Annotated in this window: 12 protein-coding genes and 1 pseudogene; 8 read left to right on the top strand and 5 right to left on the bottom strand. The window is 67.0% G+C overall.

Annotated features, from left to right (window positions below; translation table 11 throughout):
• The 4 genes from BST42_RS09815 to BST42_RS09800 are packed head-to-tail and all read right to left on the bottom strand — an operon-like array spanning position 1 to position 6,416.
• Positions 1-1,977: an acetyl/propionyl/methylcrotonyl-CoA carboxylase subunit alpha gene (locus BST42_RS09815; RefSeq protein ID WP_083118411.1), complete on the bottom strand. Its 1,977-nt coding sequence runs from the start codon at positions 1,975-1,977 to the stop codon at positions 1-3.
• A 10-nt stretch (positions 1,978-1,987) separates the two neighbouring features.
• Positions 1,988-3,583, bottom strand: a complete 1,596-nt coding sequence (locus BST42_RS09810) for an acyl-CoA carboxylase subunit beta (protein ID WP_083118410.1) — start codon at positions 3,581-3,583, stop codon at positions 1,988-1,990.
• Entirely contained in the window at positions 3,580-4,737 is a 1,158-nt protein-coding gene (locus tag BST42_RS09805; RefSeq protein WP_083118409.1) for an acyl-CoA dehydrogenase family protein, read from the bottom strand. Before BST42_RS09805 ends, BST42_RS09810 begins: the two co-directional genes overlap by 4 nt.
• Entirely contained in the window at positions 4,734-6,416 is a 1,683-nt protein-coding gene (locus BST42_RS09800) for an acyclic terpene utilization AtuA family protein (protein WP_083118828.1), read from the bottom strand. Before BST42_RS09800 ends, BST42_RS09805 begins: the two co-directional genes overlap by 4 nt.
• 245 nt (positions 6,417-6,661) lie before the next feature.
• Here BST42_RS09800 and rpmF point away from each other — a divergent pair, with 245 nt between their 5' ends.
• The 7 genes from rpmF to mspA all read left to right on the top strand — a co-directional run bounded on the left by rpmF (position 6,662) and on the right by mspA (position 12,547).
• Entirely contained in the window at positions 6,662-6,835 is a 174-nt protein-coding gene (gene rpmF / locus BST42_RS09795) for a 50S ribosomal protein L32 (RefSeq protein WP_005139771.1), read from the top strand.
• 81 nt (positions 6,836-6,916) lie between these two features.
• Positions 6,917-7,603 (top strand): response regulator transcription factor, encoded by a 687-nt coding sequence (locus tag BST42_RS09790; protein WP_036346178.1) that lies wholly within the window; start codon positions 6,917-6,919, stop codon positions 7,601-7,603.
• Positions 7,603-9,147 carry a HAMP domain-containing sensor histidine kinase gene (locus BST42_RS09785; RefSeq protein WP_083118408.1) on the top strand — a complete coding sequence of 515 codons (1,545 nt, stop codon included), beginning with the start codon at positions 7,603-7,605 and terminating at the stop codon, positions 9,145-9,147. Before BST42_RS09790 ends, BST42_RS09785 begins: the two co-directional genes overlap by 1 nt.
• Before the next feature lie 63 nt (positions 9,148-9,210).
• Entirely contained in the window at positions 9,211-10,650 is a 1,440-nt protein-coding gene (locus tag BST42_RS09780) for a S1C family serine protease (RefSeq protein ID WP_083118407.1), read from the top strand.
• Positions 10,651-10,673: 23 nt separating this feature from the next.
• Entirely contained in the window at positions 10,674-11,228 is a 555-nt protein-coding gene (locus BST42_RS09775; protein WP_083118827.1) for a MogA/MoaB family molybdenum cofactor biosynthesis protein, read from the top strand.
• A gap of 153 nt (positions 11,229-11,381) precedes the next feature.
• Positions 11,382-11,540: a hypothetical protein gene (locus tag BST42_RS29585; protein ID WP_165760823.1), complete on the top strand. Its 159-nt coding sequence runs from the start codon at positions 11,382-11,384 to the stop codon at positions 11,538-11,540.
• A 368-nt stretch (positions 11,541-11,908) separates the two neighbouring features.
• Positions 11,909-12,547, top strand: coding sequence for a porin MspA (mspA, locus tag BST42_RS09770; RefSeq protein WP_036341019.1), 639 nt, complete (start codon positions 11,909-11,911; stop codon positions 12,545-12,547).
• Positions 12,548-12,615: 68 nt separating this feature from the next.
• Here the strand turns inward: mspA and mscL are convergent, their stop codons facing one another.
• Positions 12,616-13,071, bottom strand: coding sequence for a large-conductance mechanosensitive channel protein MscL (gene mscL / locus BST42_RS09765; protein ID WP_083118406.1), 456 nt, complete (start codon positions 13,069-13,071; stop codon positions 12,616-12,618).
• A gap of 109 nt (positions 13,072-13,180) precedes the next feature.
• Between mscL and BST42_RS09760 the strand changes: the two are divergent.
• Positions 13,181-13,367 (top strand): annotated as a pseudogene (locus tag BST42_RS09760) (DUF6777 domain-containing protein); the annotation flags it as partial.

Below are 13,367 nucleotides of genomic sequence, written 5' to 3'. Positions count from 1 at the left end.
TCACAGCTCTCCTTCTGTTTCGTTCTGGCTCTCCACCCGCGCAAGGACGGTCCCCACGTCGACCTGCTGGCCGACGCTGACCTCCAGTTGGGTCACCACGCCATCGGCGGGTGCGGTGATCGTGTGTTCCATCTTCATCGCCTCCAGCCACACCAGTGGCTGACCGAGCGTGACCGTGTCACCCAGTGCCGCGCCGAGCCGAATCACCGCGCCGGGCATGGGTGCCAGCAACGAGCCCTTCTCGACGGCCGAGCCCGGTTCCGGGAATCTGGGCACGGCGGTCAACGCGACCGAGCCCAGCGGTGAGTCGACGAATACCTCGGCACCGTAACGGCTCACATTGAACGCGGTGGCGACCCCCGCGTCGTCGGCCAGCACGACCTGGCCGGGCTGCGTCGACAGCACAGTCACAGCGGAATCGTCGGGCAGCACCACCCCGTCTCGGGTGAACCGATAGCTGACCTGGTGTTCCCGCTCGCCGGCCGAGTAGGTCTTGACCTGATTGCCCGACACGACGTTGCGCCAGCCGCTGGGGATCTCGCCCAATACCCGTGCGCCGGCGCGATTATGGGCGCTGTCGGCCAGCGCGGCGGCGACTGCCGAGAGCCGCGTCGCACGATCATCGGCCAGTGGGCGGGCCAAGTCGGCCAGGCCGTGGGTGTCGAAGAAGGCGGTGTCGGTGGCGCCGTCCAGGAAATGCTGGTGGCGAAGGACATTGACGAGCAGGTCGCGGTTGGTGCGGATGCCGTGCAGTCGCGCACCGGCCAGTGCGGCGGCGAGCACCTGGGCGGCGCGCTGTCGGGTGGGGGCGAACGAGATCACCTTGGCCAGCATCGGGTCGTAATGGATCGACACCGTTGCCTGGCCGTCGATGCCGGAGTCCAGCCGGACACCGGTACCGGCGACCAGGCCGAAAGCCGTTGTCACACCGGGCACGTCGAACTGATGAATGCGCCCCGCCTGGGGCTGCCAGTTTTTGGCGGGATCCTCGGCATAGATGCGCGCCTCGATGGCGTGTCCGCGTGCGGCCGGGGGCTGTGCGCCGAGCCGCTCGCCGTCGGCCACCGCCAGCTGCAGCTCGACGAGGTCGAGACCGGTGGTGAGCTCGGTGACCGGATGTTCGACCTGAAGCCGGGTGTTCATCTCCAGGAAGTAGAACTCGCCCTCGTCGTCGGCCAGGAACTCCACGGTCCCGGCACCGGTGTAGCCGATCGCGCCGGCGGCCAGCCGGGCGGCGTCAAACAGCCGCTCCCGCATCCCCGCAACGCATTCGACCAGCGGGGAGGGGGCCTCCTCGATGATCTTCTGATGCCGACGCTGAATCGAGCACTCGCGCTCGCCGACCGCCCAGACCGTGCCATGCTCGTCGGCCAGTACCTGGACCTCGACGTGGTGGCCTCCTGCGAGGTACCGCTCGCAGAACACCGTCGGGTCGCCGAACGCCGACTGGGCCTCGCGCTGGGCGGCCTCGACCTGACCGGCCAGATCGGCCAGTTCGGACACCACCCGCATGCCGCGGCCTCCGCCACCGGCCGACGCCTTCACCAGGACCGGCAGCTGGGATGCGGTGACGGTGGCGGGGTCGAGCTCGTCGAGAACCGGCACGCCGGCGGCGGCCATCATCTTCTTCGCCTCGATTTTCGAGCCCATCGACGCGACGGCGGCCACCGGCGGCCCGATCCAGACCAGACCGGCGTCGAGGACGGCCTTCGCGAAATCGGCGTTCTCGGAAAGGAATCCGTAGCCGGGATGGATCGCGTCCGCGCCCGAGGCCTGCGCGGCTGCGATGATTTGGGCGGTGTCGAGGTAACCGTTGTTGCCCTCGAGACGGACCCGGGCGTCAGCCTCGGCGACGTGGGGTGCGTCGACGTCCGGGTCGGTGTAGACGGCCACCGTGCCGATGCCGAGCCGTCGGCAGGTGGCGAACACGCGGCGGGCGATCTCGCCGCGGTTGGCGACCAGAACTCGTGTGATCATGGGTGGGCCCTCACATCCGGAAGACGCCGAAGTTCGACGTCCCCTCGATCGGCGCATTGGCTATGGCGGACAAACACATTCCCAGGACGGTGCGGGTGTCACGCGGATCGATCACCCCGTCGTCGTAGATGCGGCCGGACAGGAACATCGGCAGCGACTCGGCTTCGATCTGTTTTTCGACGGCTTCGCGCAGAGAAGCATCGGCGGCGTCGTCAACGACGCCACCGCGGGCTTCGGTGGCCGCGCGGTTGACGATGGACAGCACGCCGGCCAGCTGGGCACCGCCCATCACCGCGGATTTGGCGCTGGGCCAGGCGAACAGGAAGCGGGGGTCGTAGGCGCGGCCGCACATGCCGTAGTGCCCGGCCCCATAGGAGGCGCCGATCAGCAGGGAGATGTGCGGGACCCGCGAGTTGGATACGGCGTTGATCATCATCGAGCCGTGCTTGATCATCCCGCCTTCCTCGTATGCCTTGCCGACCATGTAACCGGTCGTGTTGTGCAGGAACAACAGTGGCGTGTTGGACCGGTTGGCCAGCTGGATGAACTGGGTGGCTTTCTGCGACTCTTCGCTGAACAGCACGCCGCGGGCGTTGGCCAGGATGCCCACCGGGTAGCCGTGCAGGGTCGCCCACCCGGTCACCAGGGACGGTCCGTACATGGCTTTGAACTCATCGAAATCCGAGCCGTCGACGATGCGCGCGATCACCTCACGAGGATCGAACGGGATGCGCAGATCGGCAGACACGATGCCCAGCAGCTCGTCGGGGTCGGCGAGCGGCGGGACGACCGGGCGTGGTGCCGGGCCCTGTTTGGTCCAGTTCAGCCGGGCCACGATGCGCCGGCCGATCCGGATGGCATCGACTTCGTCGACGGCCAGGTAATCGCCCAAACCCGATACCCTGGCGTGCATTTCGGCGCCGCCGAGGGACTCGTCGTCGGACTCCTCGCCGGTGGCCATTTTGACCAGCGGTGGCCCGGCCAGGAACACCTTGGAACGTTCCTTGATCATCACCACGTGATCGGACATGCCGGGGATGTAGGCGCCGCCGGCGGTGGAGTTGCCGAACACCAGCGCGATCGTCGGGATGCCCGCCGCGGACAGCCGGGTCAGGTCGCGGAACATCTGGCCACCCGGGATGAAGATCTCTTTCTGAGTGGGCAGATCCGCACCGCCGGACTCCACCAGTGAGATCACCGGCAGCCGGTTCTCGAAGGCCACCTGGTTGGCCCGCAGAATCTTCTTCAGCGTCCAGGGATTACTGGTGCCGCCCTTGACGGTCGGGTCGTTGGCGACCAGTAGGCACTCGACGCCTTCCACTACTCCGATACCGGTCACCAAGCTGGCGCCAACCTGAAAGTCGCTGCCGTATGCGGCCAGTGGGCACAGTTCGAGGAACGGCGAATCGGGGTCGACGAGTAGTTCGATGCGTTCGCGGGCGGTCAGCTTGCCGCGGGCGTGGTGCCGGTCGACGTACTTGGGCCCGCCGCCGGCCAGTGCCTTGGCCAGCTCGCCGTCGATTTCGGCGAGCTTGGCACTCATCGCCTCGGCCGCCTCGACATAGGTTGGCGCCGTCGGGTCGATGGTGCTCGTGAGCCGGGTCATGCCTGGTATCCAAGTGCCTTGGCGGCCAGGCCGGTGAGGATTTCGGTTGTTCCGCCGCCGATACCCAGGATTCGCATGTCCCGGTATTGGCGTTCGACCTCGCACTCGGTCATGTACCCCATCCCTCCGAAGAGCTGAACCGCTTGGTGCGCCACCCACTCGCCGGTTTCCACCGCGGTGTTCTTCGCGAAGCACACCTCCGCGATCAAGTTGGTCTCGCCGGCCATCTGCCGTTCCACGACACTGCGTGAATACACCCGTGCCACGTCGATGCGCCGCGCCATCTCGGCCAGTGTGTTCTGCACGGCCTGCCGGGAGATCAGCGGCCTGCCGAACGTCTCGCGGTCCCGGCACCATTGCAGAGTCAGGTCCAGGCAGCGCTGTGCCGACGAATATGCCTGAGCCGCCAGGCCGATGCGTTCGGAGACGAAAGCCTGCGCGATCTGCGCGAAGCCGGTGTGCTCGGCGCCGACGAGGTTGACCGCAGGAACGCGGGCGTCGGTATAGGACAGCTCGGCGGTGTCGGAGGAGCGCCAGCCCATCTTGTCCAGCCGCCGGGTGACGTCGAAGCCCGGTGTGCCCTTCTCGACGACGAGAAGCGAAACGCCTGCCGCCCCGGGCAATTCGGTGCCGCCGGTGCGCACGGCGGTGACGACGTAGTCGGCCCGCACGCCGGACGTGATGTAGGTCTTGGAACCGTTGACCACGAACTCGTCACCGGCTCGGGTGGCTGTGGTCCGCAGGTGGCCGACATCGGAGCCGCCGCCGGGTTCGGTGATCGCCAGCGATCCGATCAGTTCGCCGCGCAGCGTCGGCCGCACGAATGTCTCGATCAACCGCTCGTCACCGGTGGCGGCCATGTGCGGAACCGCGATTCCGCAGGTGAACAGCGAGGCGAAAACGCCTCCGGGCGTGCCGGATTCGTGCAATTCCTCGCAGATGATCAGTGAGTCCGCAGCGTCTCCACCGCCCCCGCCGACCGACTCGGGGAGGTCGGCGCCCAACAGGCCGGCGGCTGCGGCGCGCCGGTGCAGGTCGCGGGGGAGTTCCCCGGCACGCTCCCACTCCTCGATGTGCGGCAGGATCTCGCGTTCGGCGAAGCTGCGCACCGTCTTGCGCAGCTGCTGGCGTTCGGGGGTGTTCCAGATGTTCACAGAATCTCTTCCGGGATGTCGATGTGACGGCTGCGCAGCCATTCGCCGAGACCTTTGGCCTGCGGGTCGAATCGCGCTTGATACGCGACACCCTGTCCGAGGATGCCGTCGATGACGAAATTGACCGCCCGCAGGTTCGGCAGCAGATGCCGAGTGATCGCGAGATGTGCTGTCTCGGGAAGTAATTCACGCAGCATGTCGGCGGTCAGCGCATGGGCGAGCCAGCGCCACTGCTCGTCGGTGCGTACCCACACACCTACATTGGCGGCGCCGCCCTTGTCGCCGCTACGCGCACCGGCGATCGTGCCCAGCGGCACGCGACGCACCGGTCCGGGCGCCAGTGGTTCGGGCAACGCGGCCGGCTCGACGTCGGCGAGTTCCACCGTCGTCGCCGCGGCTTCGATCTCGGCGCGGCTGCCGTCCGGTCGCACGGCGACCTGCTCGACCTCGCTCGCGGGCACGTAGCCTGCGGTGAACACGCCGTAGACCTGCCCGTCGCCCGGCGGTGCTGTCGAGGTGAAGCCCGGGTAAGAGGCCAGCGCGAGTTCGACTGCAGCCGAGGAGAATTGGCGCCCCACGGTCTTGGGATCCGAGTCGCGCACGACACAGGTCAGCAGTGCGCTGGCCGCCTCTTCGGTATCGGCGTCGGGGTGGTCGGTGCGGGCCAGCGTCCAGCCCATCTCCGCGGGCTTCACGCGCAGGGCCGACTCCAGTTGACTGCGCACCAGGGCGGCCTTGGCCTCGATGTCCAACCCGGTGAGCACGAACGTCACCGCGTTGCGGAACCCGCCGATGCTGTTCAGCGAGACCTTCAGCGTCGGGGGCGGCGGCTCACCGCGCACGCCGCTGATGCGGACGCGGTCGGGGCCGTCGCCGGACAGCGCGATCGTGTCGAACCGGGCGGTCACGTCGGGGTTGGCGTAGCGGGTGCCGCCGATCTCGTAGAGCAGCTGCGCGGTGACGGTGCCGACGCTGACCTGCCCGCCGGTCCCGGGGTGTTTGGTGATCACCGAGGAACCGTCGGCGTGGACTTCGGCCAGCGGGAAGCCGGCATGGCCCAGGTCGGCGATCTCGGTGAAGAAGGAGTAGTTGCCTCCGGTGGCCTGCGCTCCGCATTCGATGACGTGGCCGGCGACGACCGCACCCGCCAGCCGGTCATAGTCGGCGCGGTTCCAGCCGAAGTGCGCCGCAGCCGGGCCGACCACCACCGACGCGTCGGTGACCCGGCCGGTGACCACGATGTCTGCCCCGGCCTGCAGGCAGTCGACGATGCCCCACGCGCCCAGGTAGGCGTTGGCCGTCAGCGGTGAACCCAAACCGAGGTCGGCCGCGCGGGGGAGAAGGTCGTCGCCTTCGACGTAGGCGACCTTTGCCGGAATGCCCAGCCGCTCGGCCAGCCCGCGAACTGCATCGGCCAACCCGGCCGGGTTGAGGCCGCCGGCGTTGGCGACGATGCGGACCCCGCGTTCGTGGGCGAGTCCGAGGCATTCCTCGAGTTGGGTCAGGAATGTCTTGGCGTAGCCACGCTCCGGATTCTTCATCTTGTCCCGGCCCAGGATGAGCATTGTGAGCTCGGCCAGGTAGTCGCCGGTCAGGTAGTCGAGGTCGCCGCCGGTGAGCATCTCGCGCATAGCGCCGAGGCGGTCACCATAGAAGCCGGAACAGTTACCGATCCGCACCGCATCTGCCACGCGCGCTGTCTTCCCTTCATTGCACCCGATCCCGGGTCGCTCCGCTCCTGCCCGCCAGACCAACCAACCGGTAGGTTACTTGGGACCGCCGGTTCCCCGTCAAGGGTTGAGGTCACTCGTCCCGGGTGTTTTGGAGCCGACGCAGGTGAGCGGCTATCCTGAGATGCAATTGTTGGCCGCCGGCATGTCAGAGTCTCTGCGCGGCGACACCCCTGATCAAGGAGAAGCACGTCATGGCTGTGCCCAAGCGCAGAATGTCGCGCGCGAACACCCGCAGTCGGCGCGCGCAGTGGAAGGCCGAGGCCACCGGTCTGGTCAACGTTTCCGTCGGCGGTCGCCAGCACAAGGTTCCCCGCCGGTTGCTCAAGGCCGCGCGCCTCGGACTGATCGATCTCGACAAGCGCTGACGCCGTTCGCCGGTCGCGAATTGCCTGCTCGCGCGGCGTGCCTCTCAGGCCTATCTCAGGCGTTGGGTTGAGACTGTGGCTGTGCGAATACTTGTCGTTGATGATGATCGCGCTGTGCGCGAGTCGCTCCGCCGGTCGCTGTCGTTCAACGGATATTCCGTGGACCTGGCGCAGGACGGGGTCGAAGCTCTCGACGCGATCGCCAATGACCGGCCCGATGCGCTTGTGCTCGATGTGATGATGCCCCGCCTCGACGGTCTCGAAGTTTGTCGGCAGCTGCGCAGTACGGGCGACGATCTCCCGATCCTGGTTCTGACCGCACGCGACTCGGTGTCCGAGCGGGTGGCCGGCCTGGACGCCGGGGCCGATGACTATCTGCCAAAGCCGTTCGCCCTCGAAGAGTTGCTGGCCCGGATGCGCGCGCTGTTGCGCCGGACCGGCCCCGAGGAGCAGTCCGATTCCGCGGTGATGACGTTCGGCGATCTGACGCTGGATCCGGTGACCCGCGAGGTGCATCGCGGCAAACGCGCCATCAGCTTGACCCGCACCGAGTTCGCGTTGCTGGAGATGCTGATCGCGAATCCGCGCCGAGTGCTCACCCGCAGCCGCATTCTCGAGGAGGTGTGGGGTTTCGACTTCCCGACCTCGGGCAATGCGCTGGAGGTATATGTCGGCTACCTACGCCGAAAGACCGAAGCGGAAGGAGAGCCGCGGCTGATCCACACCGTGCGGGGTGTGGGCTATGTGCTGCGTGAGACACCGCCCTGATGTCACCACTGAGGCGGCGCGCGCGGGCTGAGCGGGCGCCGGAAGAGCCGACGTCATCGTTGTCATTGCGATGGCGGGTGATGCTGCTGGCCATGTCGATGGTGGCCATGGTCGTGGTGCTGATGGCGGTCGCGGTGTATGCCGTGGTGTCCGCCGCGCTCTACACCGACATCGACAACCAACTCCAGAGCCGCGCGAGCCTGCTCATCGCGAGCGGTTCCCTGGCCGCCGACCCCGGTAAGGCCATTGAGGGCACCGCGTACTCCGACGTCAACGCGATGTTGGTGAACCCGGGTCGCTCGACCTACACCGCCAACCAGCAAGGCCAGAAACTACCCGTCGGGGAGCCGGAGAAATCCGTCATCAACGGCGAGTTGTTGATGTCTCGCCGCACCGTCGGCAACCAGCGGGTGCTCGCGGTTCATCTCCCCGACAACCGATCGCTGCTGATCTCCAAGAGCCTGGCGCCGACCAACGCGGTGATGACCAAGCTGAAATGGGTCCTGCTGGCCGTGGGTGGCATCGGCGTGGTGGTCGCGGCGATCGCCGGCGGGATGGTGGCGCGCACCGGTTTGCGCCCGGTGGCCCGGCTCACCGAGGCCGCCGAACGGGTGGCGCGAACCGACGACCTCCGTCCCATCCCGGTCTTCGGTAGCGACGAACTCGCCAGGCTCACCGAGACGTTCAACACGATGCTGCGTGCGCTGACCGAATCGCGGGAGCGGCAGGCCAGGCTGGTCGCTGATGCCGGACACGAGCTGCGCACGCCGCTGACCTCACTGCGAACCAACGTTGAGCTGCTGATGGCCTCGATGAAGCCGGGTGCTCCGCGGCTGCCGGAGAGCGAGATGGCCGACCTGCGCACCGACGTGATCGGTCAGATCGAGGAATTGTCCACGCTGGTAGGCGATCTCGTCGACCTGACCCGCGAGGACGCCGGCGGACTGGTCCACGAGGCGGTCGATCTGAGCGATATCGTCGACCGCAGTCTGGAGCGGGCGCGCAGGCGCCGCAACGATGTCCAGTTCGACGTCGACGTCGTCGGATGGCAGGTCTACGGGGATCCGGCCGGATTGTCGCGGGCGGTGGTCAATCTGCTTGACAACGCGGCCAAGTGGAGCCCGTCGGGCGCGCACGTCGGCGTCCGGCTCCGTCAGGTGGACGCCGCGCACGCCGAGCTCGTGGTGTCCGATTACGGGCCCGGAATCCCACCGCAGGAACGCGGGCTGGTGTTCGAGCGGTTCTACCGGTCGGCGTCGGCGCGGGCGATGCCGGGCTCCGGGCTGGGCCTGGCGATCGTCAAACAGGTCGTGGTCAAACATGGAGGCATGATCCGCATCGGAGAAACGGTTCCGGGCGGACAGCCGCCGGGCACGTCGTTCTTCGTCCTGCTGCCGGGCCTGCCGATCATCCCCGAGGCGTACTCCGACGATTCAGCCGAAAGCGAAAACGCGGCCAAAATGGCCAGGACCAATGGCGATCGCCGATTTCATGAGAAAAAACCCAACGTTGGACCGAGTGTTATCTCAGTCGATTCTCAGTAGTGCAAGGCAAGCTGTGGGCAGCAGTTTTGAGCATTTTGTGAACAGGAAGAGCGACCTGACGACATGACCGACCATTCGAGGTATTCGCCGCCGCAGCAGCCCGGGCCCCCCGGGCCGAATCAGCCTGCGGCGCCGGGGTATTCACCCCAGCCGAGGACCGCCGGTTATCAGCAGCCGTATGACTGGCGCTATGCCACCCAGTCGCACCAGCAGCAATACCGGCAACCGTATGACCCGTATCAGGCTGCGCGCCAAGGGAATCCGCCGACAGCGGTGGGCTACGCTCCGATGCCGCCGCGCCCTCGCTCGCGCGCCGGGGCACTGGTGGCAGGCGCGCTGGCGATCGCGATCGTCTCGGCTGGAATCGGTGGCGGTGTGGTGCTGCTGGCGCATCCAGATCATCAGACCGTCGGCTCGGGGCTCGGAGGTTCGCCCAAGGCGGGAGCCAACGTGCCTGCGGCCAGCCTGCCGGTGGGATCGGTCGAGCAGGTTGCGGCCAAGGTGGTCCCCAGCGTCGTCAAGTTGGAGACCGAGTTCGGCCGTCAGTCCGAAGAGGGATCGGGCATCATCCTGTCCTCCGACGGGCTCATCCTGACCAACAACCATGTCGTCGCGGCCGCCAAGGGTGGCGGTCCGGCGCCGGCCGCGCCGAACATCCCCGGCCTGCCGGGTATCCCGCTCGCGCCGGGTGGCCCGGGGACTCCGCCGTCCGGCGGTCCCAGTGCGGGTCCTGGCGGTGCGCCGACCACCACGGTGACGTTCGCCGACGGTCGCACCGCACCCTTCACCGTCGTGGGTACCGACCCGGCCAGTGACATCGCAGTCGTCCGGGCCCAGGGAGTGTCCGGTCTGACGCCCATCAGCCTCGGGTCGTCGGCCAACCTGCGGGTCGGCCAGGACGTGGTGGCGGTCGGTTCACCGCTCGGCCTGGAGGGCACGGTCACCACCGGCATCGTCAGCGCGTTGAACCGCCCGGTCGCCACCGGTGGCGACACCAACAACCAGAACACGGTGCTCGACGCCATTCAGACCGATGCCGCGATCAACCCGGGCAACTCGGGTGGTGCGCTGGTGAACATGAGCGGCGAGCTCGTGGGAGTGAACTCGGCGATCGCGACGATGGGCGGCGATTCGCCCGACGCTCAGAGCGGTTCGATCGGACTGGGCTTCGCAATCCCGGTCGACCAGGCCAAACGGATCGCCGACGAACTGATCAGCACCGGCACGGCCACTCACGCGTCGCTGGGTGTCCAGGTCAGCAATGACACCACGACACACGGAGCGAAGATCGTCGATGTCAGCAAGGGCGGCGCGGCCGCGGCCGCCGGACTGCCCAATGGCGTCGTGGTGACCAAGGTCGACGACCGGGTGATCGGCAGCGCCGACGCTCTGGTCGCCGCGGTCCGGTCACGAGCACCCGGGGATCAGGTGACGCTGACGTACAAGGACCCGTCGGGGGCGGACCGCACGGTGCAGGTCACGCTCGGAAAGGCCGCGCAATGATCCGGGTGGTGGGTGAACATCCCATGACGGCCAGTGGTGCGGCTGCCGCGCTGTCGCAGGGCAGATATACGGTGACATCCATGGAACAGCCAGGGGAGCTGGTGGGGCGTGCGCTTGTCGTCGTCGTCGACGACCGCACGGCCCACGGCGATGAGGAGGACCACAGCGGACCGTTGGTCACCGAACTGCTCGCCGAGGCGGGTTTCGTGGTCGACGGCGTGGTGGCGGTATCCGCCGATGAGGTCGAGATCCGGAACGCGCTGAACACCGCGGTGATCGGCGGTGTCGACCTCGTGGTGTCGGTGGGTGGTACGGGTGTGACTCCCCGCGACGTGACGCCGGAAGCCACCAGGACGATCCTCGACCGTGAACTGCTCGGCATCTCCGAGGCATTGCGTGCGTCCGGGCTGTCCGCGGGAATCACCGACGCGGGCCTGTCGCGCGGTCTGGCCGGGATTTCCGGCAGCACATTGGTCGTCAACATCGCAGGCTCTCGGTACGCGGTCCGCGACGGTATGGCGACGCTGAACCCGCTGGCGACACATGTCATCGGCGAGCTGTCCAGCCTCGAGATCTAAGCAAGCTCCACCCGGCGCGCCGACGGGCGATTATTACCGCGGCGTAACGTCAATTACGGGCATCACTACCGGGGTTGGAGGCGTTGTGTTAACAGCCTGTGAACTGCACAAATATCAAGATTGTGATCTTTATCACAATCTTCGGTTCCTGTGATGGGGAGTCCGCGCGAGAACCGAATCGCAGTTAACAAGATTTTCGGTTCCGAGTTGCCTCAGGAGTCCTCCGACGAGCGCGACCCGGACTCACATCGCGACCGCGACGACCGGGACGAGTGGTTGCGGGACAACGTCCCGCCGCACCACGGCGGATGATCAGCAGGTGGTGATCGGCAGGTCGGGGCGTCCCGCGAAGTTGGCCGGCGGCTCCGTTCAGACCGCATGCGCGCCCGATTCGAGCCCGTTTCCGCTCAACGGATTCAGTTCCCGGTTAACCGGGGCTTTCTTTCCAGCAAACTTCCCCGCGCAAACACCGGTTCGGCACACGGCGACGCTATGCGTTGCCGCCCCGATGTCATCCCGTTATGTTCCTCGTGTCAACGATGAGCAGAGCGTAAGAGCGGTGTGTGAGGGACTCTCATTGAACTGCTGTGCGCCGTGGGCGGTGTCAGCATGTTGTGACCCGAGCACGAAAACACACTCGGTTAGCCCTTGGGTCAGCCGTCGACATAGCTAGGGAGAACATGAAGGTAATCGGTCGGGTACTGGTGGCGATGATCGCTGCCGTCGCGGCGTTGTTCGTCGGGACAGGTACCTCGCACGCGGGTTTGGATAATGAGCTGAGTCTGGTCGACGGCGGTGGCCGGACGATGACGGTGCAGCAGTGGGACACCTTCCTCAATGGGGTGTTCCCGTTGGACCGCAACCGGCTGACCCGGGAGTGGTTCCACTCCGGCAAGGCTGTCTACAGCGTGGTCGGCCCGGGTGCCGATGAGTTCGCGGGCACCTTGGAGCTGGGCTACCAGGTGGGCTTCCCGTGGTCGCTGGGTGTGGGCATCAACTTCAGCTACACCACCCCCAACATCCTGCTCGACGACGCCAACATCTCCCCGACGGGCTTCAACCCGCTCGGTTCGGTGATCACCCCGAACCTGTTCCCGGGTGTGTCGATCTCCGCTGACCTGGGCAACGGCCCCGGTATCCAGGAAGTCGCCACGTTCTCCGTCGACGTCTCGGGCCCCAACGGTTCGGTCGCGGTGGCCAACGCCCACGGCACCGTCACCGGCGCGGCCGGCGGCGTGCTGCTGCGCCCCTTCGCCCGCCTGATCTCCAAGGCCGGCGACAGCGTCACCACCTACGGCGAACCCTGGAACATGAACTAACTCCTTGGCACGTCAACAAAACGGCCCCCGGCTCACGCCGGGGGCCGTTTTGTTTTGTTCGCCCGTCGTCAGTCTTTGTCGGCGCTCGTCATCTCTGCGGTGTCAGGGCTCGGACCGGTACCCGGGCCGGTGGTCTTCTTCGGCGCGCCCCCGGCATCGGCCAGCAGGTCGCGAATCTCGGTCAACAGGCTCAACTCGGTATCGCCGGCCTGCTCGACCTCGCCCTTCTTCCGAAGCCGGTTGTAGGGCACGACGACGAAGAAATACACCACGGCCGCCACCAGGACGAAGTTGATCAACGCCGACAGCAGGATGTTCAGGTCGATGGCCTGCCCACCGCCGATCCCGATACGCAGGAGGCCGTAACTCGTATCCTTCCCCGCGCCGATCCGGCTGATCAGTGGCTGGATGATGCTTTCGGTGAATTTGGTGACCAGCGCGGTGAACGCGGTGCCGATCACCACCGCGACCGACAGGTCGACGATGTTGCCGCGGGAGAGAAACTCCTTGAATCCCTTCAACACGGTATTGCCCCTTTCACTCTCTGCCCCGAGATCTCGAAGGGTAGTACTGCCAGGCAGGGGAAATGGAGTGCTGTTAGCTTGGCTGCAGACGTTCTCGGAGGGGAAGACCATGTGGACTCGCGCACTGGGGGTCGCGACTGCGTTCGGTGCGCTCGCGGTGGCCGGTGGCATCGCTGCGGCGGCGCCGAGTCCCGCGCCGGCGCCCGGCCCGGTGAGCAGCTCGTCGTCGGATGAGATCGCCGACATGGTGATGGACGCGATCCAGCCGCCTCCTCCTCCGTCGCCCACCACCCCGC

Source organism: Mycolicibacterium rhodesiae, assembly GCF_002086695.1.
Classification (GTDB): Bacteria; Actinomycetota; Actinomycetes; order Mycobacteriales; family Mycobacteriaceae; genus Mycobacterium; species Mycobacterium rhodesiae.
Note: the sequence above shows the minus strand (reverse complement) of the source record. Positions and strands in the feature narration are given on the sequence as shown.

Coding starts and splice junctions, on each gene's coding strand:
- BST42_RS09775 (WP_083118827.1), top strand. CDS start 10,674: ATGACGGCCAGTGGTGCGGCTGCCGCGCTGTCGCAGGGCAGATATACG.
- mspA (WP_036341019.1), top strand. CDS start 11,909: ATGAAGGTAATCGGTCGGGTACTGGTGGCGATGATCGCTGCCGTCGCG.
- BST42_RS09785 (WP_083118408.1), top strand. CDS start 7,603: ATGTCACCACTGAGGCGGCGCGCGCGGGCTGAGCGGGCGCCGGAAGAG.
- BST42_RS29585 (WP_165760823.1), top strand. CDS start 11,382: ATGGGGAGTCCGCGCGAGAACCGAATCGCAGTTAACAAGATTTTCGGT.
- BST42_RS09780 (WP_083118407.1), top strand. CDS start 9,211: ATGACCGACCATTCGAGGTATTCGCCGCCGCAGCAGCCCGGGCCCCCC.
- BST42_RS09815 (WP_083118411.1), bottom strand. CDS start 1,977: ATGATCACACGAGTTCTGGTCGCCAACCGCGGCGAGATCGCCCGCCGC.
- rpmF (WP_005139771.1), top strand. CDS start 6,662: ATGGCTGTGCCCAAGCGCAGAATGTCGCGCGCGAACACCCGCAGTCGG.
- BST42_RS09810 (WP_083118410.1), bottom strand. CDS start 3,583: ATGACCCGGCTCACGAGCACCATCGACCCGACGGCGCCAACCTATGTC.